21 protein-coding genes are annotated in these 20,198 nt (G+C 38.9%); 11 read left to right on the top strand and 10 right to left on the bottom strand.

Translation table 11 applies throughout. The features are described from left to right. Positions 1 to 196 precede the first annotated feature (196 nt). A complete protein-coding gene (locus OLM45_RS08455) occupies positions 197 to 622 on the top strand; it encodes a PH domain-containing protein (protein ID WP_264509555.1) in 426 nt (141 codons plus the stop codon). Between the two features lie 8 nt (positions 623 to 630). On the opposite strand, the gene ygiD is transcribed toward OLM45_RS08455, so the two are convergent. Genes ygiD through menD form a run of 4 tightly spaced genes read right to left on the bottom strand, consistent with a single transcriptional unit; the run spans position 631 to position 4,275 of the window. Beyond that, positions 631 to 1,509 carry a 4,5-DOPA dioxygenase extradiol gene (gene ygiD, locus OLM45_RS08450; RefSeq protein WP_413614181.1) on the bottom strand — a complete coding sequence of 293 codons (879 nt, stop codon included), beginning with the start codon at positions 1,507 to 1,509 and terminating at the stop codon, positions 631 to 633. Between the two features lie 50 nt (positions 1,510 to 1,559). Continuing rightward, positions 1,560 to 1,748, bottom strand: a complete 189-nt coding sequence (locus OLM45_RS08445) for a hypothetical protein (protein ID WP_264509554.1) — start codon at positions 1,746 to 1,748, stop codon at positions 1,560 to 1,562. A gap of 22 nt (positions 1,749 to 1,770) precedes the next feature. Beyond that, a complete protein-coding gene (locus tag OLM45_RS08440; protein WP_264509553.1) occupies positions 1,771 to 2,598 on the bottom strand; it encodes a S1 RNA-binding domain-containing protein in 828 nt (275 codons plus the stop codon). A gap of 18 nt (positions 2,599 to 2,616) precedes the next feature. After that, a complete protein-coding gene (gene menD, locus OLM45_RS08435) occupies positions 2,617 to 4,275 on the bottom strand; it encodes a 2-succinyl-5-enolpyruvyl-6-hydroxy-3-cyclohexene-1-carboxylic-acid synthase (protein WP_264509552.1) in 1,659 nt (552 codons plus the stop codon). A 406-nt stretch (positions 4,276 to 4,681) separates the two neighbouring features. Between menD and OLM45_RS08430 the strand changes: the two genes are divergently transcribed. Then, entirely contained in the window at positions 4,682 to 5,179 is a 498-nt protein-coding gene (locus OLM45_RS08430; RefSeq protein WP_264509551.1) for a GNAT family N-acetyltransferase, read from the top strand. A gap of 12 nt (positions 5,180 to 5,191) precedes the next feature. Then, entirely contained in the window at positions 5,192 to 5,773 is a 582-nt protein-coding gene (locus OLM45_RS08425; protein WP_264509550.1) for a hypothetical protein, read from the top strand. Between the two features lie 11 nt (positions 5,774 to 5,784). Here OLM45_RS08425 and OLM45_RS08420 read toward each other — a convergent pair whose 3' ends face one another. The 3 genes from OLM45_RS08420 to OLM45_RS08410 form a co-directional block, all read right to left on the bottom strand. Beyond that, on the bottom strand, positions 5,785 to 6,555 hold the full coding sequence (locus OLM45_RS08420) for a hypothetical protein (RefSeq protein WP_264509549.1): 771 nt from the start codon (positions 6,553 to 6,555) through the stop codon (positions 5,785 to 5,787). Between the two features lie 189 nt (positions 6,556 to 6,744). Further along, entirely contained in the window at positions 6,745 to 7,821 is a 1,077-nt protein-coding gene (locus OLM45_RS08415) for a tetratricopeptide repeat protein (protein WP_264509548.1), read from the bottom strand. Beyond that, complete coding sequence (locus tag OLM45_RS08410; protein ID WP_264509547.1) at positions 7,821 to 8,207, bottom strand: nucleoside triphosphate pyrophosphohydrolase family protein; 387 nt, start codon at positions 8,205 to 8,207, stop codon at positions 7,821 to 7,823. The genes OLM45_RS08415 and OLM45_RS08410 overlap by 1 nt, the downstream gene beginning before the upstream one ends. Before the next feature lie 308 nt (positions 8,208 to 8,515). Between OLM45_RS08410 and OLM45_RS08400 the strand changes: the two genes are divergently transcribed. Genes OLM45_RS08400 through OLM45_RS08385 form a run of 4 tightly spaced genes read left to right on the top strand, consistent with a single transcriptional unit; the run spans position 8,516 to position 11,143 of the window. Beyond that, on the top strand, positions 8,516 to 9,604 hold the full coding sequence (locus tag OLM45_RS08400; RefSeq protein ID WP_264509545.1) for a GyrI-like domain-containing protein: 1,089 nt from the start codon (positions 8,516 to 8,518) through the stop codon (positions 9,602 to 9,604). A gap of 52 nt (positions 9,605 to 9,656) precedes the next feature. Further along, positions 9,657 to 10,199, top strand: a complete 543-nt coding sequence (locus tag OLM45_RS08395; protein WP_264509544.1) for an RNA polymerase sigma factor — start codon at positions 9,657 to 9,659, stop codon at positions 10,197 to 10,199. Positions 10,200 to 10,229: 30 nt separating this feature from the next. Next, positions 10,230 to 10,640, top strand: a complete 411-nt coding sequence (locus OLM45_RS08390; protein WP_264509543.1) for a hypothetical protein — start codon at positions 10,230 to 10,232, stop codon at positions 10,638 to 10,640. 14 nt (positions 10,641 to 10,654) lie between these two features. After that, positions 10,655 to 11,143, top strand: coding sequence for a sensor of ECF-type sigma factor (locus OLM45_RS08385; RefSeq protein WP_264509542.1), 489 nt, complete (start codon positions 10,655 to 10,657; stop codon positions 11,141 to 11,143). A 74-nt stretch (positions 11,144 to 11,217) separates the two neighbouring features. On the opposite strand, the gene OLM45_RS08380 is transcribed toward OLM45_RS08385, so the two are convergent. After that, positions 11,218 to 12,261, bottom strand: a complete 1,044-nt coding sequence (locus tag OLM45_RS08380; protein WP_264509541.1) for a WD40/YVTN/BNR-like repeat-containing protein — start codon at positions 12,259 to 12,261, stop codon at positions 11,218 to 11,220. A gap of 113 nt (positions 12,262 to 12,374) precedes the next feature. Here OLM45_RS08380 and OLM45_RS08375 point away from each other — a divergent pair, with 113 nt between their 5' ends. The 4 genes from OLM45_RS08375 to OLM45_RS08360 all read left to right on the top strand — a co-directional run bounded on the left by OLM45_RS08375 (position 12,375) and on the right by OLM45_RS08360 (position 18,455). After that, a complete protein-coding gene (locus tag OLM45_RS08375) occupies positions 12,375 to 13,934 on the top strand; it encodes a hypothetical protein (RefSeq protein ID WP_264509540.1) in 1,560 nt (519 codons plus the stop codon). A gap of 93 nt (positions 13,935 to 14,027) precedes the next feature. Further along, positions 14,028 to 16,025: a KUP/HAK/KT family potassium transporter gene (locus OLM45_RS08370; protein ID WP_264509539.1), complete on the top strand. Its 1,998-nt coding sequence runs from the start codon at positions 14,028 to 14,030 to the stop codon at positions 16,023 to 16,025. A gap of 126 nt (positions 16,026 to 16,151) precedes the next feature. After that, positions 16,152 to 17,363: an RsmB/NOP family class I SAM-dependent RNA methyltransferase gene (locus tag OLM45_RS08365; RefSeq protein WP_264509538.1), complete on the top strand. Its 1,212-nt coding sequence runs from the start codon at positions 16,152 to 16,154 to the stop codon at positions 17,361 to 17,363. A gap of 9 nt (positions 17,364 to 17,372) precedes the next feature. Further along, positions 17,373 to 18,455, top strand: a complete 1,083-nt coding sequence (locus OLM45_RS08360) for an endonuclease (RefSeq protein ID WP_264509537.1) — start codon at positions 17,373 to 17,375, stop codon at positions 18,453 to 18,455. A 32-nt stretch (positions 18,456 to 18,487) separates the two neighbouring features. On the opposite strand, the gene OLM45_RS08355 is transcribed toward OLM45_RS08360, so the two are convergent. Beyond that, positions 18,488 to 19,528, bottom strand: coding sequence for an RluA family pseudouridine synthase (locus OLM45_RS08355; protein ID WP_264509536.1), 1,041 nt, complete (start codon positions 19,526 to 19,528; stop codon positions 18,488 to 18,490). Continuing rightward, positions 19,518 to 20,138, bottom strand: coding sequence for a PASTA domain-containing protein (locus OLM45_RS08350; protein WP_264509535.1), 621 nt, complete (start codon positions 20,136 to 20,138; stop codon positions 19,518 to 19,520). Before OLM45_RS08350 ends, OLM45_RS08355 begins: the two co-directional genes overlap by 11 nt. Positions 20,139 to 20,198: the final 60 nt, after the last annotated feature.

Here is a 20,198-nt window from a genome sequence, read left to right as displayed (position 1 = left end):
GTTGAACCTATTTTTTCACAATAATACAGTGTTTATTAACTTTAGAATACAATAAATTCTTTTTGTTTTGACTTTGATATGTTCAAAAAGCTGCAAAAATGTGCCCCTTTTGTTCGCTAATTTTCATTGGCACATTCAAACTAATTGTCTACATTTATACCCACCAAATTTTAGTTACTAACCTACATTAGTTGCCATGAACCGTTATTTCTCTTCTCAAAACCGTTTTACTACGCTAATTCTCTGGGGATTGGTAGTAGGAATGACCTTTTTACTTATCAACGCTTACCGCGAAAACACGCTTACCTGGCCTGCTGGAATAGTTATGGGATTGGTAACGTTGTTTATACTTTGGGTTTTGTTAGATACGCGCTATGTACTTCGTAATAATGTTTTGTTGTATCGTTCCGGACCCATTCGTGGTAAAATAGCGATTGATCACATCAAAAAGATTCGCAAGCATTCCGGACTTTTCGTTCCCGTTACGTTGAAACCCGCTTTGGATGTGAAAGGATTTATTATCACATACAACCATTTTGACGATATTTTTATTTCGCCAAAAAACGCAGAAGAATTTCTCGCTACTTTACAGAAAATGAATCCTGAAATCGAGGTGAATTAAACGAACAATTAGCCAATTTTCACGGAAGTCATCGTCAATGAACCGCCTACTGTTCTATCATTGAAGAATTGAATGGCATCTTTTTCTGTTTGCAAACCCAAGGTATACAATAAGGGATAGTAATGATCGGGAGTTGGAATGGCCAATAGAGCAGCGGAACCTAATTTTTGATACTCAATCAAGGACTTGTGGTCTTTCCCTACAATTTTATCTTTAAACGTTTGGTTGATTTCCAAAGCCCAATCGTAACCGTATTCGGGTTCGTTTAACTTATCCCAAGCGACTTTTCCTAAATTGTGTACCATATTTCCACTACCGATAATCAACACGCCTTTTTTGCGTAAAGCACTCAATTCTTTGGCTAAATCATAATGGAATTGCGGCGACTTACTGTAATCGATACTCAATTGCAACACCGGAATATCCGCTTTGGGGTACATATGGCGTACCACGGTCCAAGTACCATGGTCTAAACCCCATTCGTGATCCAATTCGACCGGAACTGAAGTAATTATTTTCTGTGTTTCTATAGCGAGTTCAGGGGAACCAGGGGCGGGATATTGCACCCGAAACAATTCATCGGGAAAGCCACCAAAGTCGTGTATGGTTTTGGGTTGTTCCATAGCCGTAATGTGCGTGCCGCGGGTTAACCAATGCGCCGATACCACGAGTACAGCTGAGGGTTTGGGTATACTTTGTCCCATGGCGGCCCAACTTTTTGAAAAATCATTGTCTTCTATGCCGTTCATGGGCGAACCGTGGCCTATAAACAATACAGGCATCACTACCCCATTTTCTTTTAAATCTTGTGACCAACTGTATAATGGACCTAATGCTGACATAACAACTCCTCCTGCGGCTAATTTGATAAATTGCTTGCGTTGCATACTACAATATTTGTATATACAAATGTAAGTTTATTTTTTTTTATTTCAGTTTAAAATGAAGTTAAAATACGATTGAAAATAAAATCGTGTTTTTTAGCCCCGATAGGAGCGGTATCCCCGTAACGCAGTGAAGGGATAAAGCGGATAGCGGGAGGAAATGAGAGCGAGGCACTAGCTTGTGCTCCTTTTATCAAAAATAAAATAACTAAAAAATCTTGAAATAAAAAAAGGGATTCCATTAGAACCCCATATATTTCTTCTTTATTTCAAATAAATTCCGTTCTCCCGGATTTCGATGCGGCGGTCTTTATAGAGTTGGCCCACCGCTTTTTTAAACGTTTTTTTACTCATCTTCAAGACTGTTTTAATGTCTTCGGGATGCGAATTGTCGTGTAAGCCCAAAAAGCCGCGATTGGCATTGAGTTCGGCTAAAATTTTCTGCACTGCGGCATCAATTTGTTCCAAGCCTTGTTTTTGAAATGAAATGTCGACCTTTCCATCGGGGCGCACTTGTTTCACATAGGCTTTGTAGGTTTTTCCAAATTTCAGCGTTTCATCAAACACTTGATTTTGAAACGCAAGTCCGCGAAATTGATGTTCGATAATCACATTGACGCCCGCATCTGAGAAATGGGTAATCATGACCTGAACTTCCTGTCCGGGTTCGAGCGTGACATTTTCCTCTTGAATAAAGCGGTGAATGCGACTGGAAGCCACGAGTCGGTTGGTTTTTTCATCTAAAAAGACATAGACCAAATAGCGTTTCCCGGTTTCCATCCGTTGGGCTTGTTCCCGAAAAGGGACAAACAAATCTTTTTCCAATCCCCAATCCAAAAATGCTCCGTATTCGTTCATGTAATTCACCTTCAAGTGGGCAAATTCGTTTAACTGCACGTACGGCCGCAAGGTAGTCGCAACGGGACGTTCTTCGTGGTCCAGATAGAGAAACACGTCGATTTCCTCCCCTACTTCATACACTTTGGGCATGTATTTTCGCGGCAATAAAACGTCTGTAGTTCCGTCAGTTAAAAATAGTCCCACTGTGGTTTCGCGGGCAATGGTTAGGGTATTGGTCTTTCCGATGTTCATGAGGTATGGTTATTACTTTTAAACCAGTGATTTAAAAAATTGAAGTAAATAATGATCGTTTTCGAGTGTAGGTGTAAAAACTTCCAACAATTGGGGTTGTGCTGAATTTGTGAATACAGTTATTAGTGCTGCTTCTAAACTTTCTTCATTTGAAGCGGTATGGTATTCGAATCCGAACATCGCGGCCAAATGTTGGGCCGTAAAGCAATGTGAGGTTTCAAAAAAGGTATTGAATACTGGTGTTTCCTCGTGCCCGGGCAAAATACGAAAGATGCCGCCACCACCATTATTCAAAAGTAGGATTTTAAAATTTTTAGGAATATAGGCGTTCCAAAGTGCGTTACTATCGTATAAAAAACTGATATCGCCAGTGATTAAAATGGTGGGTTTCCCGCTTGCGACAGCTGCACCAATGGCAGTTGATGTACTTCCATCAATACCGCTGGTTCCGCGATTACAATACACTTCGATACTGGGATCAATATCAAAGAGTTGAGCATAGCGAATGGCCGAACTGTTACTGATTTGCAATTGCGAATGTTCGGGTAAGGCGGGTAATACCTTTTCAAACACTTTAAAATCACAAAAGGGAATGGATGCTAAATAAGCCGTTGTCTTTTCACGACGGTGTTCGCGAATCGTCAATGCGTGTTGGCGGTACGAACTTTCAATTGTCGTCGTAAAATTGAAAAACGATTGAAACCAAGTATTGGGATGCACTTTTCCATGATAGGACAAACAGCCAAATGTATCGTAGGCCCGAAGCGGATCAATATGCCAATGGTGTTGGGGTTGGTATTTTCGCAAAAACGCTTTGATGCGTTTGGACACAATCATGCCGCCAAACGTAATCAAAATATCCGGTTGAAAGGCTTTAAAGTCGGCTTCCGTAAAGGGAGTGATGATGGTATCGATGGTATTAATAAGATCCGGATGGTGCAAGTTGGACGTAGTTTCAATCATCACCACCACCGATGGGTCTTGGGCTAAACGATTCACGATTTCTTGGTCCAGTTGATGGGGGTCGTTTACGCCAACAAGTACTAATTTCTTGGTAGCGGCATTCCAAATTTGGGCCAAATCCGCAAAAGGTTCGTTAACCACGGTATCTTTTACTGTAGAAGAAATGATTTGCACCTCAACAGATAACTCACTGACTGTTTCATACAAAGGTTCTTCAAAGGGTACGTTGATGTGCACCGGACCTTTTTGACGAATTGCCGATTCAATAGCTTCGTGAATTAACAAGTCGTTATCAGCGTTAGCATCCTCAGTTAAATTGGCATTGAATACGGTATGATTGGCCAAAACATTTTGTTGACGAATGGTTTGTCCGTCGCCGATATCAATTTTTGCTAAAGGTCGGTCGGCTGAGACTACAATTAATGGAATCTGACTGTAAAAAGCTTCTGCCACAGCGGGATAATAATTCAATACTGCCGAACCGGATGTACAAACCACCGCCACGGGTTTACGCAGTTGTTGCGCGAGTCCCAAGGCGAAAAAAGCCGCAGAGCGTTCGTCTGCAATGCTGTAACATTGAAAATCGGGATGCTGAGCAAATCCGATGGTTAACGGCGCATTACGCGAACCCGGAGAAATCACGATATGTTGAATGCCTTTGTGTCGGAAAAGTTCAATAACCGACTGGGCCAAAGGAATTTTAGGATAGACCATGTGTATTACTAATGGAGTACAAAGGTACGAAGCCCACTTCGAACGAAAACTATTTTTTGAAAATATTAATAAGGATTACTTAGCGGGTAATATCCGAAAAAAACCAATGAAAAATAATAAGCAGTATAAGAACATAAAATAAACGTGCCAAGATTCGGCAACGTTCGGCATGTGTACCGTCGCATTTTTTCCATGCGTAATAACTTAGAGAGAGTACTAGAACCAAGCCAAAAGTCAGTAAAGCCGGTCCCAGATACTGCCCCTCCAACAAAATTGATACCCAAAGTATCGCCTTTGGCATGATCCAAGCTATCAGTGTGTCTAGTGGTTTCATACAGGACGAAATTACGACCTAGGGTCAAAACAACACTACGTAAAAACACCTGATTTATTTGTATTTTTGAACATGGAAATTTCGATTCGACCTTATAAAGCACAGGACTTACCTCCTATTTTGGAGATAATCAATCATAACATTCTCCATTCCACGGCCTTGTATGATTATACGGTGCGTTCTTTGGAGCAACAAGCGGCTATTTTTCAAGATAAAATAGACAAAGGGTTTCCCATTTTTGTAGCAGTTTGTGAGTCACATGTGGTGGGTTTTGGGTATTATAGCGAATTTCGGTTTCGGGAAGCCTATAAATTTACGGTTGAACATTCGGTCTATGCCCATCCCGACTGGCAAGGAAAAGGTATTGGTAAACTACTATTAGACGAATTAATAACATCGGCCAAAAAACAAAACATCCATACATTAATTGGTGTCATTGATGCTGAAAACGAAGGCAGTATAGCTTTTCACCAACGCATGGGATTTGAAGTTAAAGGCACTTTACAGGAGACAGGATTTAAATTTAACCGTTGGTTGCACAGTGTATTTGTGCAGCGAATTTTAAAATAACACCTAATAAACATGCATTACCCAATCACGTATTATATTAAAACTGGAGCCTTTTTACTCCAAGGAATCGTTCTTTTTTGTGGCTATTATTATGGAATATCTTTGCTGTTTACAGTGAGTTATGTGCTAAGCTTATTGTATAGTGTTGCGGCATTCATGGCCCCCATTTTATTTCCTGAAAAACCAAAACCCAATACGTTACCCATTCAACGACAAACGCATCATTCAGTTGTATCATTAAGTTTGGTAGCGGGTATGGCTTTGTTATTTTTTACAGGCTTTGGACGCTTATTTTTTGAGAACACCTATCATGTTGAAACCATCACGGTCTTTTTCAGTCTTGTTTTTATTACACAGGCGTTTGAAAAACCAGCGGCAACAGAATTGCGCTGGGAAAACGATGGTTTATTGATTTTGGGCGAAAAATTTTCAAATACACTTCCCCATGGAAGCATTACTCATTTTGAAATCGAAGAAGATGCCATTATAATACACACGCAAGATGGCATCACCCACCATATCGAACATATTATTTGGGATGAAAAAGGTCAACAAGAGGCTCAAAAGTTCTTAACAGAAAATCTAAACGTGTAATTTCAATGCACTTAAGCCTCACCGGCTACCGAAAAATCCACATAATAATTGGATTTAAAAATGATCACAAATGTGACATTGCATTTCCCGCCATCATTCATAAGAATGGTGCGGTACTTGAATCCGTTGGGATCTAGTTTGTCTTTGCAGAACATATTGACTCGAACTTCCAATTCTCCTTTTTTGTTGCGGTATGGAATCAATTGCTTGATGTAGTCTTGATCGAATTTGAGATTCGCTTTTTGCTCTTCAAAAACACAATGGATGAGCTCACGTACTGTTTCAAATTCGGCCGGACTCAAATCATAGGGGGTATTGCGGTCTCTTTTTTTACTGGGATAATACGTAAAAAGGGCATAATCGGGGTGATTATGGAGACTAATAACCGATTTCAAAGGCGTATGATTTTCGACAACTTCCAATCGAAAGCTATCTGTCCCATCGGCAAACTCCAGCATTCCGTTTTTCAAAACCGCTTTACTACCTGCGCCATTCATATCGTTCCGACTGAAATGTAGGGTGTCGTTTTGAATAAAAGCTATGCCCTCAAATTTTTCATATTTGGAATGTCCATGGTCTTTTTCTTTGGAATCATAAACAAATGTACTGTCGGTATATAGGGTTAATTCATGACGGTATTCCACCAAATCTCCAGATTGATGCAGCGCTTTAAACCATACTTTTTTTTGGGAACGAACGGGTTCGTGCGCTTCATGTTTACAGCCCATTGAAAGTCCCAATACAATTAGGAATCCTAATTTAAATTTAGAAATGCAGTCCATCCGATTGAACAAAAATGATGAAACCATATATAAGGCCTAAATAAATAGCCGTGTAAATTAATTCGTTTCGAAGAAATGAAAAATTAGAAGTCCTTTTATATAGTTGATAGCCACGGTGAACATAATTGAGGCGTATCCCAATAAATAGTACGATCAAAATAATGATATAATTCGGTAAATGCATCACATTTAGGTTTTACAATACTCCTTTTTAAGTTTTTCCGCTTCCACTTGACCCAAATCAATTAATTGTTGCCAAACTTCACAAGCCTTATCATTTTTCCCCATTTCCAAATAGATGGCTGCCACATTATACAAAGGTTCGATATTGGTTTCATTTTCTTCATAAGCTTCTTTAAAATAAGAAATGGCGCTGACAAAGTCTTTCAATTTATAGGCATCAATTCCCTTTTTAAAAGCTTCATCCGCTTTTTGTTTGGATTTAAACGACACGAAATTTACCTTTTCAATGGCGGCATACGTAGATTCAAAAAAATGAAATTGATGATAAATAATATTATAGTTGGGATGCTTTAAATGTTGATATATAAAAGGTATTTGAATTTCATCATAGTTATCCATAAATTCCCAATTCCAATACTTATACGATTTTTCTAGACATTTTTTAAAACGTCTTAATGTGGTAGAATCAGCAATTGTAGCATCCGTTAAATCACAAGAAACAGTTTTTGTATGCGTATTTATCTTTAGTTTACCGATACAATCAAATCTTCCTTGGTAGGAATATAATGAATGTCTTATATCTTGATAAAGTGGTTGTAAATCTATTTTTGGTGAAAAATAGGGATTTGCCGTAACACTTTTCGAATCTTTGTATTTAATACGATTTTTTTCAATTAACAGGCGTTCATTAACCATAAAAAATTGTGGTGTTTCAGCGGGAGTCCAACCTTCTACTTTAAAGGTAAACACTAATGTGTCTATGGAAACATAATCCAATTGGTAATGGGCGAGATTTGAGATTTTCAGGATGCTGTCATTCAGCACTGCTGCCATACAATTGGCTTTATTTTGTTTTGCAATAGGAATAAAATTTTTACATACTGAAATAGAATCTCCTGTTTTGGTCAATCGAAAAGCTACATAGGTTGAATCGTGGAATTCTGGTTTTATGGGTTTACTACCATCTTCCATTCGTATTTTATATTTCACCCAATTCCCATAAATAAATGACTTCGTTGTTTGAGCAGGAAGCGAAGAAATCGAAATGGCGTAGAGTACAAAAAGAGAAAAAAATCTAATCATCACTTATTTAAAATTGCATCAAAATTAGGTTTAAAATAATTGGGGCCTTTCATCACTTTTCCGTCTTCGCGGTAAATAGGTTTTCCATCTTCACCCAATTTACTCATGTTGCTGCGTTGAATTTCGTCAAAAACCGCTTCAATCTTGTGTTGCAATCCGTGTTCGAGAATGGTGCCACATAATATATACAACATATCCCCTAAAGCATCGGCGATTTCGACCAAATCATTATTTTGAACAGCCTCCAAATACTCTTCATTTTCTTCTTTCATCAGATTAAAACGAAGTAAATTGGTTTGTGCTCCTAAGTCGGCTTTTGGAGATTCACTCACCCCTAGTCCAAATGCAGTATGAAATTCTTTAACTGCGTTTAATTGTTTTTGCATACCTTTAAATTTGTACTCGAAAATACAAAGAATCGTGATGTTTCGCTACCTTTGTTAAAAACTATTGAAAACCCATGTTTACTAAAGGTCAACTTATTTTTGCGGTCATTTTCATTATAGCATTTGTAACGGCAATGGTAATTGCTTATCGAAAAGATAAAGCATTACATCAATTATTTTACAGAGGAAATTATAAAATTTTATTAGCGTTTTTTGCTTTTGTCTTGTTTCTTTTTGTCATAAAATTTGTGACAAAACATTGATCATCGTTCGGTTATTTTCTTACTTTTACAGCGAATGCTCCTAAAATGAAGATTTTACAATACCTTTTACTCCTTTTGGTGCTTTTTGCTTTTGGTACGGCTGTATTTGTAGCCACCCAAAAGCCCACGTATACTGTAACTCGTAGTATCTTCATTAAAAATCCGAGACAAGTCGTTTTTGATTATGTGGATAACATCCGTAATTGGGAAACCTTTGCCTCATGGATTCTTGACGACTCAGGGGTCAACTATACTTACCCCGGAAATGCCGCAGGTAAAGGAGCAACAGCAAAATGGTCAGGCAATCGCGAAGGAACACTTTTAACCAAAAACGCGGTAGATCAAAAGTACCTCTTCAACGAAATGAATGAAGAAGGTCGAATTACTACAATTCAATGGCAGTTTAAAGACTCGGCAGGAGGAACAAAAATCACCTATACAATCAAAGGTCATTTGGATTTCAATTCCAAAGCCAAAGCTTTTTTCAAAGGTGGCGTTCAATCGACTATGGGAAATGTATATGAACGCACTTTACTCAATTTAAAAAACGCCATTCAAAAAGAAATTAATACCTATTCAATTAAAGTGGATAAAGCGGTGGATCGACCACGAATCATGTGCTTAAAGCAATATGCGCGATGTTCTGATAAAGACGTTACCCGCACAATAAAGACCTTGCTTCCGCGCATGCAGTATTTTTTTGATAAAAATAAAATCACACGTAACGGCAAACCTTTTATTGTATACCACCAATACGATCGAGCTACCCATCAAGTCGCCCTTTCTGTGTGTATGCCAGTTCGGGACAGCATTCGAATTGAAGAAGGAAGTGACATCACTTTTATGGTGTATCCTCCATTCAAAGCGTTGAAAACAACACTCAAAGGGGATTATTCCCACAGCCAAAAGGCTTGGAAGAAAGGATTGCATTTTATCAATCAAAAAAAATGGTTGCGCCTCACGCATTTAAACATTACTGAAGTCTACCAAAAAAGCATGGAAGATACGCCGCATCCGTCGGAATGGGTGACGGAAGTTTATATTCCGGTGCAACCCACCACTGCACGAGTAGCAGCACCTATTATTTCGGATACGAGTCGAACCCAAGTATCCAAACCTCCGGTAGTAGAATAAAAACGATTAAACCTTTTTCGTTTTTTGTCATCTTAAATACAAATACGGCATTTTGAAAGATGAAAAAGCATTCATACGGGAATTGCTCGATCCAAAAACGCAACAACAAGCGTTTGGGGTGCTTTTGCATACGTATCAAAAACCGTTGTACTATCATATTCGGAATATTGTTTTAAATCATGATGATGCGGATGATGTATTGCAAAATACTTTTGTCAAAGTTTTTCAATATTTGAAAGATTTCAAAGGAGAAAGCAAACTTTTTTCTTGGATGTACCGCATTGCTACCAATGAAGCGATTACGCATCTGAATCAAAAAGCAAAACGACAAGGTTTTACATCTGCAGAATTTCAGGAAAAAGCAATTCAACAATTGGAAAGTGATGTGTATTTTGAAGGGGATGCTTTTCAAATTCAATTGCAAAATGCGATTGCTACGCTACCCGAAAAGCAACAATTGGTTTTTAAAATGAAATACTTTCAAGAGTTGAAGTACGAAGAAATATCGGAAATACTCGGCACTTCGGTGGGTGCATTGAAAGCATCTTATCACCATGCTGTAAAAAAAATTGAAGATTATATTAATACCCATTAAACCTTATAAAAAGGATAAAGTCAAAGTAGTATGAAACCATTTCAAATAGATGAGCAAAACAAAATCAAATCGGGGTTTACTGTCCCAGAGGGCTTTTTTGAAGCCAATGCTCAGAACCTATTGAATCTAATTGATGACACGCCTGCTCCTATTTCTTTATGGGATCGGTATAAAAAACCCCTGATGTCGATTGCTGCCATTCTTGTTATAGGATTGGGAATTGGATTTTATTGGAAAATACAAGTTCAAAAAGATGAGGAAGCGCATTGGGCAGCTGTGGAATCCTATGTAGCAGAACATACGGATTTAACGGATGAGGCCTACATCGATTACCTCAATGCAACGGCTTTGGATAGTTTACATCAAAACACTACAGAAGCTAAAATTTTAGAAGAAGTTTTAATTGAAAATGGTGATTTAGAACAATACATCACCGAATAAATTTAAGAATACTTATGAAAACAAACACAAACAAAACGATTTACACAACTTTACTTTTACTATTCTTTGCTCTATTTCAAGTACAAGCACAACCTGGAGCACGTTTAAAGGAACGCATCAAAGAGAAAAAAGAACAAGTGAAATCGCAAAAGGTAGCCTTCATTACGCAAGAACTCAATTTGACACCGGATGAAGCCGCAAAATTTTGGCCCATCTACAATGCTTTTGAAGAAAAGCAAGCTGAAATTCGAAAACAAAAAGTAAAATCCTACATGGATCGTCAAGACGATGAACAATTGGATAAAATGAGTGAAAAAGAAGCGCAAGCAGCCCTAAATCAAATGGAAAGCACCGAAGACGAACTCTATAAATTGCGTAAAAAGTTTGTTGCCGATCTAAAAAATGTGCTCCCTGCTGTAAAAATATTAAAGCTAAAACGTGCTGAAGAAGAATTTAACCGTAAATTAGTAGAACAATTGCGCGACCGTCGTGCAAGAAATTAAACATAAGAGTGTGAAACCTGTAACGATTACTCGTTACAATATGAAAGCAGTTTGTCCTAGATAAACTGCTTTTTTCATTTTCCTCTTACTAATGAAAACTTCACTATTTGATTTTTACCCGCAGCAAAATAGGTATTCTTATCTAAAAATCGCAAGGTATAAAATGTAGCATCGGCATCCAGTTGTATCCAATGCGCGCCTTGATCGGCCGAATAGTATGTTCCTCCCGCTCCTGTGGTTACTAGATCATTCCCTTGACTTCCCGGAACAAATTGAATACAAGAAATATAACCAGGCCCTTCTGCATACGTTATTTTTTTCCAAGTAATTCCCCCGTCTAAGGTTAGTACAAGATTGCTATCCTTTGCATTTTGTTGGCTGTAATCACCTCCAGCTACCACTCCAATTTTAGAATTGTAGAAAGCCGCACTGAAGGCTCCGGTCATTTCTCCACCTTGTTTAATAGGAATCTCGATACATTGCCAATGATTTCCAAAATCAATGGATTTCCATATTCGCGATTTCTTTCCACCGGTAATCACCCAAATGGTATTTTTTTGGGTAATAATATTGGTATTACTTGCCGCAAAGGCTGCTTCACCTTCGGCAAGTAAGGGCGCATCGCTTTCGGGAATTCTGTGCCAATTTTTACCACCATCTGAGGTTAAAAGCACTGCTAACGCTTTATCTGTTGGGTCACCAATTGCAATACCGTGTTGGGCATCACTAAAAGCGATGGCATCGTAAAAGACTTTTTCATGGGACTCGTTATAGACTTCGTGAAGATGATGCAACTGATCCGTACCAGCAAACAATTGTGCAGGATTACCAATGGATAAGCAAAACACATCGCCATTATTATAAGCTAACGATCGAAACTCAACTTTTTTTGGGGTAGGCAAGTGTACTTGTTTGTGTTCTTTGGTTTCCAAAAATAGCGTTCCCGCTTTGGACAGACTTCCGGCATACCAAAGCTGCTTTTTGGATACTGCTAATGCCCGAATACTTATGGTGTCTTTGAGTACAACTTCTTTTTGTACGGATTGTACCCTATTTTGGATTGAACTACACGATTGAAAAACGATAACCGTCAATATTGAAAAAATAATACTACGCATAAACCCCTGATTTTTCTACGAAAATAGGAAATTCATCACCAATCTTTACCTTGTACTCACTTTTTTGGCACAGTGTTTGGTTTTCCCAATTCAAATCATAAACAGATATAGTTATGAAAGCAAATTTACTTTTTAGCATAATGATGAGCGGACTTTGCTCATTGGGTTGGTCCCAAGACCGAACAACGGTAAGTGCCACCAATTCGGAAATAAGTGACAATTTAGATTTACGAGCTGTGGCATCCATTTTTGGAGATTCACGAGATTTAGAAGACTTTGAACGCCGTTTGAATGACCCAAAGACTCCCATTTCAAATTTAGATTTAAACAATGATAATCAAGTGGATTATTTGCGCGTGGTGGAATCTATTGAAGGCAACCAACATATTATTGTCTTGCAAGCCGTGCTCGCCAGAGACCAATATCAAGATGTTGCTACCGTTGAAGTGGAAACCAATCCGAGAACAAAACAAGTTCAAGTTCAAGTAGTCGGTGATGTTTATATGTATGGCCCAAATTATATTTATGAGCCGGTTTATGTGAGTACACCTATTATCTATAACTATTTTTGGACTCCCTACTACCGTCCTTATTGTTCCTCCTGGTACTGGGGATATTATCCAACTTATTATTATGCTTGGAATCCCTTCCCTATTTTTAGATACCGTCACCACATCGGCTTATGCATCAATTTTAATTACTATTACAATTATGTGAATTATCGTCGTTGTCATGTAGCATACAACCATTATTATGGACGTCGTTGCAACTATTACGAACGTCAATATCCAAATCGCTCTTTTGCTTATCGTAACCAAGGCATAGCTAATCGTTATGAATTGGACCGCACCCGTCCTACAAGAAATGTTGCTTATCCAGATACCCGCGATGCTTTAGCAGGAACAAGGGATGTCAATAATCCTAGAGGAAATTCCAATGTGCGTGGAAATGATAATGTACGTCCGACAAACGAAGGAAATGTTCGTGGAAATTGGACAAATGCAGCAAATCCACGACCTGTTCGTCAAGACTATTCCAATTCAACAACAAACAGTCCACGACCTATTCGACAAGATTATTCCACTACGACAGAATCACCTCGTCCTATTCGTCAAGACTATACAAGTTCGTCAACAAACAGTCCGCGACCTATTCGTCAAGACTATTCTGTGACCAATGAAACGCCAAGACCCATTCGTCAAGACTATTCAAATACGACAACAAGTAATCCACGACCTATTCGTCAAGATTATTCTATTACCACAGAAACGCCTAGACCTATCCGTCAAGATTATTCTAGTTCGACAACAAGTAGTCCGAGACCCATTCGTCAAGATTATTCAAGTTCGACAACAAGTAGTCCAAGCCCCATCCGTCAAGACTATTCAAGCTCGACAACAAGTAGTCCAAGACCCATCCGTCAAGACTATTCAAGCTCGACAACAAGTAGTCCAAGACCCATCCGTCAAGACTATTCAAGCTCGACAACAAGTAGTCCAAGACCTATACGTCAAGATTATGCAGTACCCACGCCACGCGTAGAAACACCCCGTAGTTATGGTGGTGGTCGACAAGATTATTCAGCTCCCTCAGGAGGAGGTCGTTCTATGGGAAGTTCGCCCTCCTACAATGGAGGTGGTGGAGGTCGATCATCAGGTGGAGGTCGTCGCTAATAATCCATAAAATAAGCATCGAATTATTTCGGTGCTTTTTTATTTTAGAATATTGAAAAGTAATACCTTTGTACACTTTTTTAATATTTTTTTATGAGTTCGCATTCGCATCAAAATCTCCATGGCAAACTTTCTGCTGCGGGATTATTGGTAACCCTGGGGATAATCTATGGAGACATTGGTACTTCCCCATTGTATGTAATGAAAGCCATTATCGGCGACAGTCCGATATCACAAGATTTAATTTTAGGTGGTCTATCCTGTATTTTTTGGACCCTAACATTACAAACTACATTAAAGTACGTTATTCTGACCTTGGGAGCAGATAATCATGGTGAAGGCGGTATTTTTGCCTTATATGCCTTGGTGAAACGCACGAAAATTCAGTGGTTAATCGTTCCTGCGATTATTGGTGGTAGTGCCCTTTTAGCCGACGGTATTATTACACCACCCGTATCGGTTTCTTCTGCGGTTGAAGGATTACGCAACTTTAATCCCGATATCCCTACCATTCCTATTGTTATCAGTATTTTATTTGTATTGTTTACGATACAACAGTTTGGTTCCAAATTGGTTGGTAAATTCTTTGCGCCAATGATGTTGATTTGGTTTACCATGTTGGGCGTTTTGGGTGTTATTCAGATGACACAGAATTTAAATGTTTTTAAAGCCTTAAATCCGTACTATGCCTATCACCTTTTAACCAGCGATATAAGCGATCAGGGGTTCTTTATTCTAGGAGCTGTATTTTTATGTACTACCGGGGCTGAAGCCTTGTATTCGGATATGGGACACTGTGGACGTAAAAACATTCGAGTGAGTTGGATGTTTGTCAAAACTACGTTGATCTTAAATTACTTCGGACAAGGGGCTTATTTACTTTCTCATGAAGGGCTAACCTTGATGGATTTAGGGAGTTCGAACCCGAATCCGTTTTATTTAATCATGGCTAAATGGTTTCAACCTATCGGAATCGTAGTGGCAACTTTAGCGGCAGTAATTGCATCACAAGCTTTAATTAGCGGTTCATTTACCTTGATTAATGAGGCGATGCGCCTTAATTTCTGGCCAAAAGTTCGTATCAAATTCCCCACCGATCAAAAAGGTCAGTTATACATTCCGTCCATCAACTGGCTACTTTTTTTAGGTTGTGTTGGAATCGTGTTGTACTTCAAAGAATCCAGCAATATGGAGCATGCGTATGGTTTGGCCATCATTCTATGCATGATCATGACTACCATATTGTTGAACTATTATTTGATCATGAAAAGGGTAAAATGGTATTTTATTGCCCCATTAATCATCACTTATTTAGCCATCGAATTTAGTTTCTTAGCAGCAAACATTGTCAAATTCATGGACGGAGGTTTTGTAACGCTTTTCATCGCCTTACTTTTGATTGGCATCATGTCTACTTGGTATTTAGCGAAAAAGATCAGTAAAAACTACACCAAAATTGTAAAAATTGACAATTATAAAAAGGTTTTGGCTGAATTGAGTTTGGACTTATCCATCCCAAAGTATGCGACCCATTTGGTGTACATGACCAACTCCAACCGAACCGATGAGATTGAAGAAAAAGTGATGTATTCCATTCTTCAAAAACGTCCGAAACGCGCCGATATGTACTGGTTTATTCATGTGAATGTATTGAACGAACCGTATCGTAAAGAGTATAAAGTTACCGAGATTATTAAAGATGATTTATACCGTATCGACTTCTATTTAGGTTTCCGTGAAGCGACAAAAATCAACTTGATGTTTAAAGAAGTAATCAAAGACATGGTTCAAAATGGTGAAGTGGACATCACAAGTCGTTATGAATCTTTAAATAAAAACAACATTATTGGAGATTTCAAATTTGTATTGTCTGAGAAATTTTTGTCCAATGACAGTGACATTACTTTCTTTGAAAACATCGTAATGAATTCTTATTTCGTTTTGAAAAAATATTCCCTTTCCGAAGAAAAAGGATTTGGTTTGGATTCGAGTTCAGTGAAAGTCGAACAATTCCCGATGGTATTGCATGCGCCAGAACGCATCGAGATGCGCCGATTGGACCATCAAAATTGTGAATTAGAAAAAAATTAAAAATAAGGAAAAGCAGTTCGATTTGAACTGCTTTTTTTATCCAAATAATTCGCTTCGAAGTATTTTAAAATTCCTGTTTATCAAAATGAAAAAATGCCCTACATTTGCGGGCTTACTTTTTTTACAATGAGATTACACCGTAATTTAGTTTTTACTACGATAGATGCCCTTCATGCCATTTTCAATGAAGGCGAATATGCCGACAAAGTGGTTGCCCGTTCACTTAAAAAAGACAAACGCTGGGGAAGTCACGATCGAAAATTTGTAGCAGAAACCATTTACGACCTGGTTCGTTGGAAACGATTGTATGCAGAAATTGCGGAAGTAAAAGCTCCATTTGATCGGGATAAACTATGGCGAATGTTTGCCGTTTGGGCCGTATTACGTGGTTATCCTCTACCCGATTGGAAATATTTTGAAGATACCCCACAACGAAAAATCAAAGGTCGTTTTGACGAATTATCCAAAGTGCGTAAACTGCGCGAGTCCATTCCGGATTGGATGGACGAAATTGGAGTTCAAGAATTGGGTGAAGAAATTTGGACCAAAGAGATTGCAGCTCAAAACCGAATGGCTGATGTGGTGCTTCGCGTCAACACTTTAAAAACTACGCGTGAGAAAGTAAGAGCCCGTTTAATGGACTTGAACATTGTCACCGAACCCATACCCAATTTACCTGACGGGTTGATTTTACCTGAACGTGCCAATGTATTCTTAACCGATGTCTTTAAAGACGGTTGGTTTGAAGTACAAGATGGTTCATCCCAGTTGGTTGCTCCTTTATTGGATGTTAAACCCGGAATGAAAGTGGTAGATGCTTGCGCAGGTGCGGGAGGAAAAACCTTGCATTTGGCTTCATTAATGGAAAACAAAGGGCAAATCATTGCCATGGATTTGTACGAAAGCAAATTAAAAGAATCCAAATTACGTGCCCGTAGAAATGGCGCTCACAATATTGATTACCGCGTGATTGACTCCACAAAAGTCATCAAAAAACTTCATGAAAAAGCAGACCGTGTCTTGATTGACGCGCCTTGTAGTGGATTGGGCGTATTAAAACGCAATCCCGATTCAAAATGGAAATTGCAACCCGAATTTTTGGACAGCATCCGAAAAGTACAAGCTGAAGTTTTGGAAAACTATTCCAAAATGGTCAAGCCAGGCGGCAAATTAGTCTATGCTACTTGTTCTATCTTACCATCTGAAAATCAGGAACAAATTAAGCATTTTTTAAGCACTGAAACTGGGAAATCCTTTACCTTTGTCAAGGATGTAAAAGTCCTTGCCCACGAATCTGGATTCGACGGCTTCTACATGGCCTTATTAGAACGAAAATAAACTTAACGAATGAATAAAATTTTTACAGTATTGGCAACCTTTGCCATCGGGATTTTGTCGGCTCAAAACGGAGCCCCAGCAAATCCATATTACAACGGATTCAACTGGACATTAACCGGAATGAGTCTCAAAGATGCTTTAGCTACTAAAATTACAACTACACATACCAATGAATTAACTTACACCCCGGGTGTTTGGAACGCAATTAAAGCAGTAGATTTAGATCCAACAAATACAGCCAATGTATTATTGGTATATGGTTGGGAATCTGGAAGTGATGCCGACGTAACCAATGACCGCACCCGTGATAAAAATGCCAATAGTGGAAACAATGGCGACTGGAATCGCGAACATATTTATGCACAATCATTAGGAACACCCGATTTAGGTCAAATCGGACCCGGAGCCGATGCACACATGCTTCGTGCTTGTGATGTACAACGTAATGCTTCACGCGGAAATCGTTTGTATGCTACTGGTTCTGGCGCAGCATCATATACAATTGGAGCTAACAATTGGTATCCTGGCGACGAATGGAAAGGTGATATTGCTCGAATTTTAATGTATATGTACTTACGTTATGGTTCACAGTGTTTGCCTACAGCTGTTGTGGTGGGTTCTCCTGTCGCATCGGACAGCAATATGATTGACTTACTATTGCAATGGAACGCCGATGATCCGGTTACTCAAAACGAGGATAACCGAAACACTTACATGAACAATACGAGTAATACGTATGCACAAGGCAATCGTAATCCTTTCATTGATAATCCGTATTTAGCGACACGTATTTGGGGCGGACCTGTGGCACAGAACCGTTGGCCGAATATATTTTTGGCCAATGATCATTTTGATACAACTGATGTGGGTATTTTCCCAAATCCATCCAACAATCATGCGGTGTATGTACAAACGAATACAAGTATTGATCGCATTGCTGTGTATAATTTAAATGGACAAGAAGTGATGCACTTCGAACACCCTACTTTTGCCAATGAACAATTACAAATTGAAAATATACCGAGTGGTTTCTATTTCTTTAAATTAGAATCTGGTATGGAATCGGTTACCCAAAAAGTAATCGTCAACTAAAAAAAAGCCTCTGATAGTTCAGAGGCTTTTTTTTATTCTTCTTCTAACGTATGGGATTTGGAATAGGTGCGCCATTTCTCCACACATTCCACTAAATCATTCGGGATTTCTGAGTCAAATCGCATCATTTCTCCCGTTACAGGATGTACAAACCCTAATGTCTTGGCATGAAGCGCCTGACGCGGTAATACTTTAAAACAGTTCTCCACAAATTGCTTGTACTTGGTAAAGGTTGTTCCTTTAAGTATGGCATTACCTCCGTAACGTTCATCATTGAATAATGTATGTCCGATGTGCTTCATGTGCACACGGATTTGGTGCGTGCGACCCGTTTCTAATTTACAAGAAACCAAGGTCACATAGCCCAATCGTTCCAAAACTTTATAATGGGTAACCGCATGTTTTCCAATTTCAGGATCCTCAAAAACGGCCATTTGCATGCGATCGCGAACATGTCGGGCAATATTACCTTCAATCGTTCCTGCATCATCTTCAACATTTCCCCAAACCAAAGCCACATATTCACGCTCAGATGTTTTTTCTTCAAATTGCTTGGCCAGATGGGTCATCGCATGTTCGGTTTTGGCAACTACTAACAAACCTGAAGTATCTTTATCAATGCGATGAACCAAACCCGGACGTTCTGAACTATTTAATGGCAAACGGTTGCCATAATGATACGCTAAAGCATTGACCAACGTTCCTGTGTAGTTTCCATGCCCCGGATGCACCACCAATCCTGGTGGTTTGTTAATGACCACCAAAGCTTCATCTTCATATACAATATCCAAAGGAATGTCTTCGGGGATAATTTTATGTTCGAACGGTGGATGGGTCAACACGATACGAATAATATCGCCCGGTTTGACTTTGTAATTTGACTTTACTCCCACTTCATTGACCAACACATTACCGCTGTCAGCCGCATTTTGCAATTTATTTCGTGAAATATTGGGGATTTGCAATTGCAAGTACTTGTCAATTCGCATCAAACCCTGCCCTTTGGGCACTTCAAATCGAAAATGCTCAAAAAGTTCGTCCTCGGGTTCTAACCATGGGGTATTAGAATCCATCCGTTAAACTATCTTGGGGTTCGGTATCCGGAATAGAATCCGTTTCTGTTTCTTCAAAAACCACTTTTCCATCACCTAAAACGAGATCAATTTTGGAGGACTTCAATACTTTGGTGCCCGGTTTTATTTTTTTCCCATTCATCCACATCTCCAAGACCATGTCTTTTCCGATGTAGGGTTTATAGGTAATCTCACCTTCTTGTAAACCGACGGCTTTTAGAGTTGGAACCGCCTGACGATAGGTTTTTTCAACCAAATCAGGAACAGCAACCATCGTATAGGTTGACGCATTGATTTTCACATAAATGGTTCGTCCCCCTTTTACCTTACTACCTGCAGTAGGTTCTTGTTGAACGATGGTTAACTTCGGAAAATCAGCAATATAATCGACCGTATCAATAATTTCATATTCCAAATCCAATTCGTCTAATTTCTCCTCGGCTTGTTCGGGAGTCATTTTACTGAGATTAGGAACGGTAATTTCCTCTCCGTGATTGGTCACAAAGGTTATCCAATGAAAAAACAAAAAACCCAACACGGCTACAATTAACAAGGCCGCCGCTGCTTGGGCAAAAAAGACTTTACTGGTCAAATAATTCCGTAAACTCATACGATTCAATTTCTCGCAAAGATAGGATTTTAGTTGCAACAATTATGTTATTTTTGCGAG

Origin of the sequence: Flavobacterium sp. N1719 (genome assembly GCF_025947045.1) — a bacterium.
Taxonomy (GTDB): domain Bacteria; phylum Bacteroidota; class Bacteroidia; order Flavobacteriales; family Flavobacteriaceae; genus Flavobacterium; species Flavobacterium stagni.
This window is presented reverse-complemented; position numbering and strand designations above follow the sequence as displayed.

What these genes read in the sequence shown, in the direction of transcription:
- OLM45_RS08455 (WP_264509555.1), top strand. Translation starts at nt 197, where the DNA reads ATGAACCGTTATTTCTCTTCTCAAAACCGTTTTACTACGCTAATTCTC.
- ygiD (WP_413614181.1), bottom strand. Translation starts at nt 1,509, where the DNA reads ATGCAACGCAAGCAATTTATCAAATTAGCCGCAGGAGGAGTTGTTATG.
- OLM45_RS08445 (WP_264509554.1), bottom strand. Translation starts at nt 1,748, where the DNA reads ATGGAATCCCTTTTTTTATTTCAAGATTTTTTAGTTATTTTATTTTTG.
- OLM45_RS08440 (WP_264509553.1), bottom strand. Translation starts at nt 2,598, where the DNA reads ATGAACATCGGAAAGACCAATACCCTAACCATTGCCCGCGAAACCACA.
- menD (WP_264509552.1), bottom strand. Translation starts at nt 4,275, where the DNA reads ATGGTCTATCCTAAAATTCCTTTGGCCCAGTCGGTTATTGAACTTTTC.
- OLM45_RS08430 (WP_264509551.1), top strand. Translation starts at nt 4,682, where the DNA reads ATGGAAATTTCGATTCGACCTTATAAAGCACAGGACTTACCTCCTATT.
- OLM45_RS08425 (WP_264509550.1), top strand. Translation starts at nt 5,192, where the DNA reads ATGCATTACCCAATCACGTATTATATTAAAACTGGAGCCTTTTTACTC.
- OLM45_RS08420 (WP_264509549.1), bottom strand. Translation starts at nt 6,555, where the DNA reads ATGGACTGCATTTCTAAATTTAAATTAGGATTCCTAATTGTATTGGGA.
- OLM45_RS08415 (WP_264509548.1), bottom strand. Translation starts at nt 7,821, where the DNA reads ATGATTAGATTTTTTTCTCTTTTTGTACTCTACGCCATTTCGATTTCT.
- OLM45_RS08410 (WP_264509547.1), bottom strand. Translation starts at nt 8,207, where the DNA reads ATGCAAAAACAATTAAACGCAGTTAAAGAATTTCATACTGCATTTGGA.
- OLM45_RS08400 (WP_264509545.1), top strand. Translation starts at nt 8,516, where the DNA reads ATGAAGATTTTACAATACCTTTTACTCCTTTTGGTGCTTTTTGCTTTT.
- OLM45_RS08390 (WP_264509543.1), top strand. Translation starts at nt 10,230, where the DNA reads ATGAAACCATTTCAAATAGATGAGCAAAACAAAATCAAATCGGGGTTT.
- OLM45_RS08385 (WP_264509542.1), top strand. Translation starts at nt 10,655, where the DNA reads ATGAAAACAAACACAAACAAAACGATTTACACAACTTTACTTTTACTA.
- OLM45_RS08380 (WP_264509541.1), bottom strand. Translation starts at nt 12,261, where the DNA reads ATGCGTAGTATTATTTTTTCAATATTGACGGTTATCGTTTTTCAATCG.
- OLM45_RS08375 (WP_264509540.1), top strand. Translation starts at nt 12,375, where the DNA reads ATGAAAGCAAATTTACTTTTTAGCATAATGATGAGCGGACTTTGCTCA.
- OLM45_RS08370 (WP_264509539.1), top strand. Translation starts at nt 14,028, where the DNA reads ATGAGTTCGCATTCGCATCAAAATCTCCATGGCAAACTTTCTGCTGCG.
- OLM45_RS08365 (WP_264509538.1), top strand. Translation starts at nt 16,152, where the DNA reads ATGAGATTACACCGTAATTTAGTTTTTACTACGATAGATGCCCTTCAT.
- OLM45_RS08360 (WP_264509537.1), top strand. Translation starts at nt 17,373, where the DNA reads ATGAATAAAATTTTTACAGTATTGGCAACCTTTGCCATCGGGATTTTG.
- OLM45_RS08355 (WP_264509536.1), bottom strand. Translation starts at nt 19,528, where the DNA reads ATGGATTCTAATACCCCATGGTTAGAACCCGAGGACGAACTTTTTGAG.
- OLM45_RS08350 (WP_264509535.1), bottom strand. Translation starts at nt 20,138, where the DNA reads ATGAGTTTACGGAATTATTTGACCAGTAAAGTCTTTTTTGCCCAAGCA.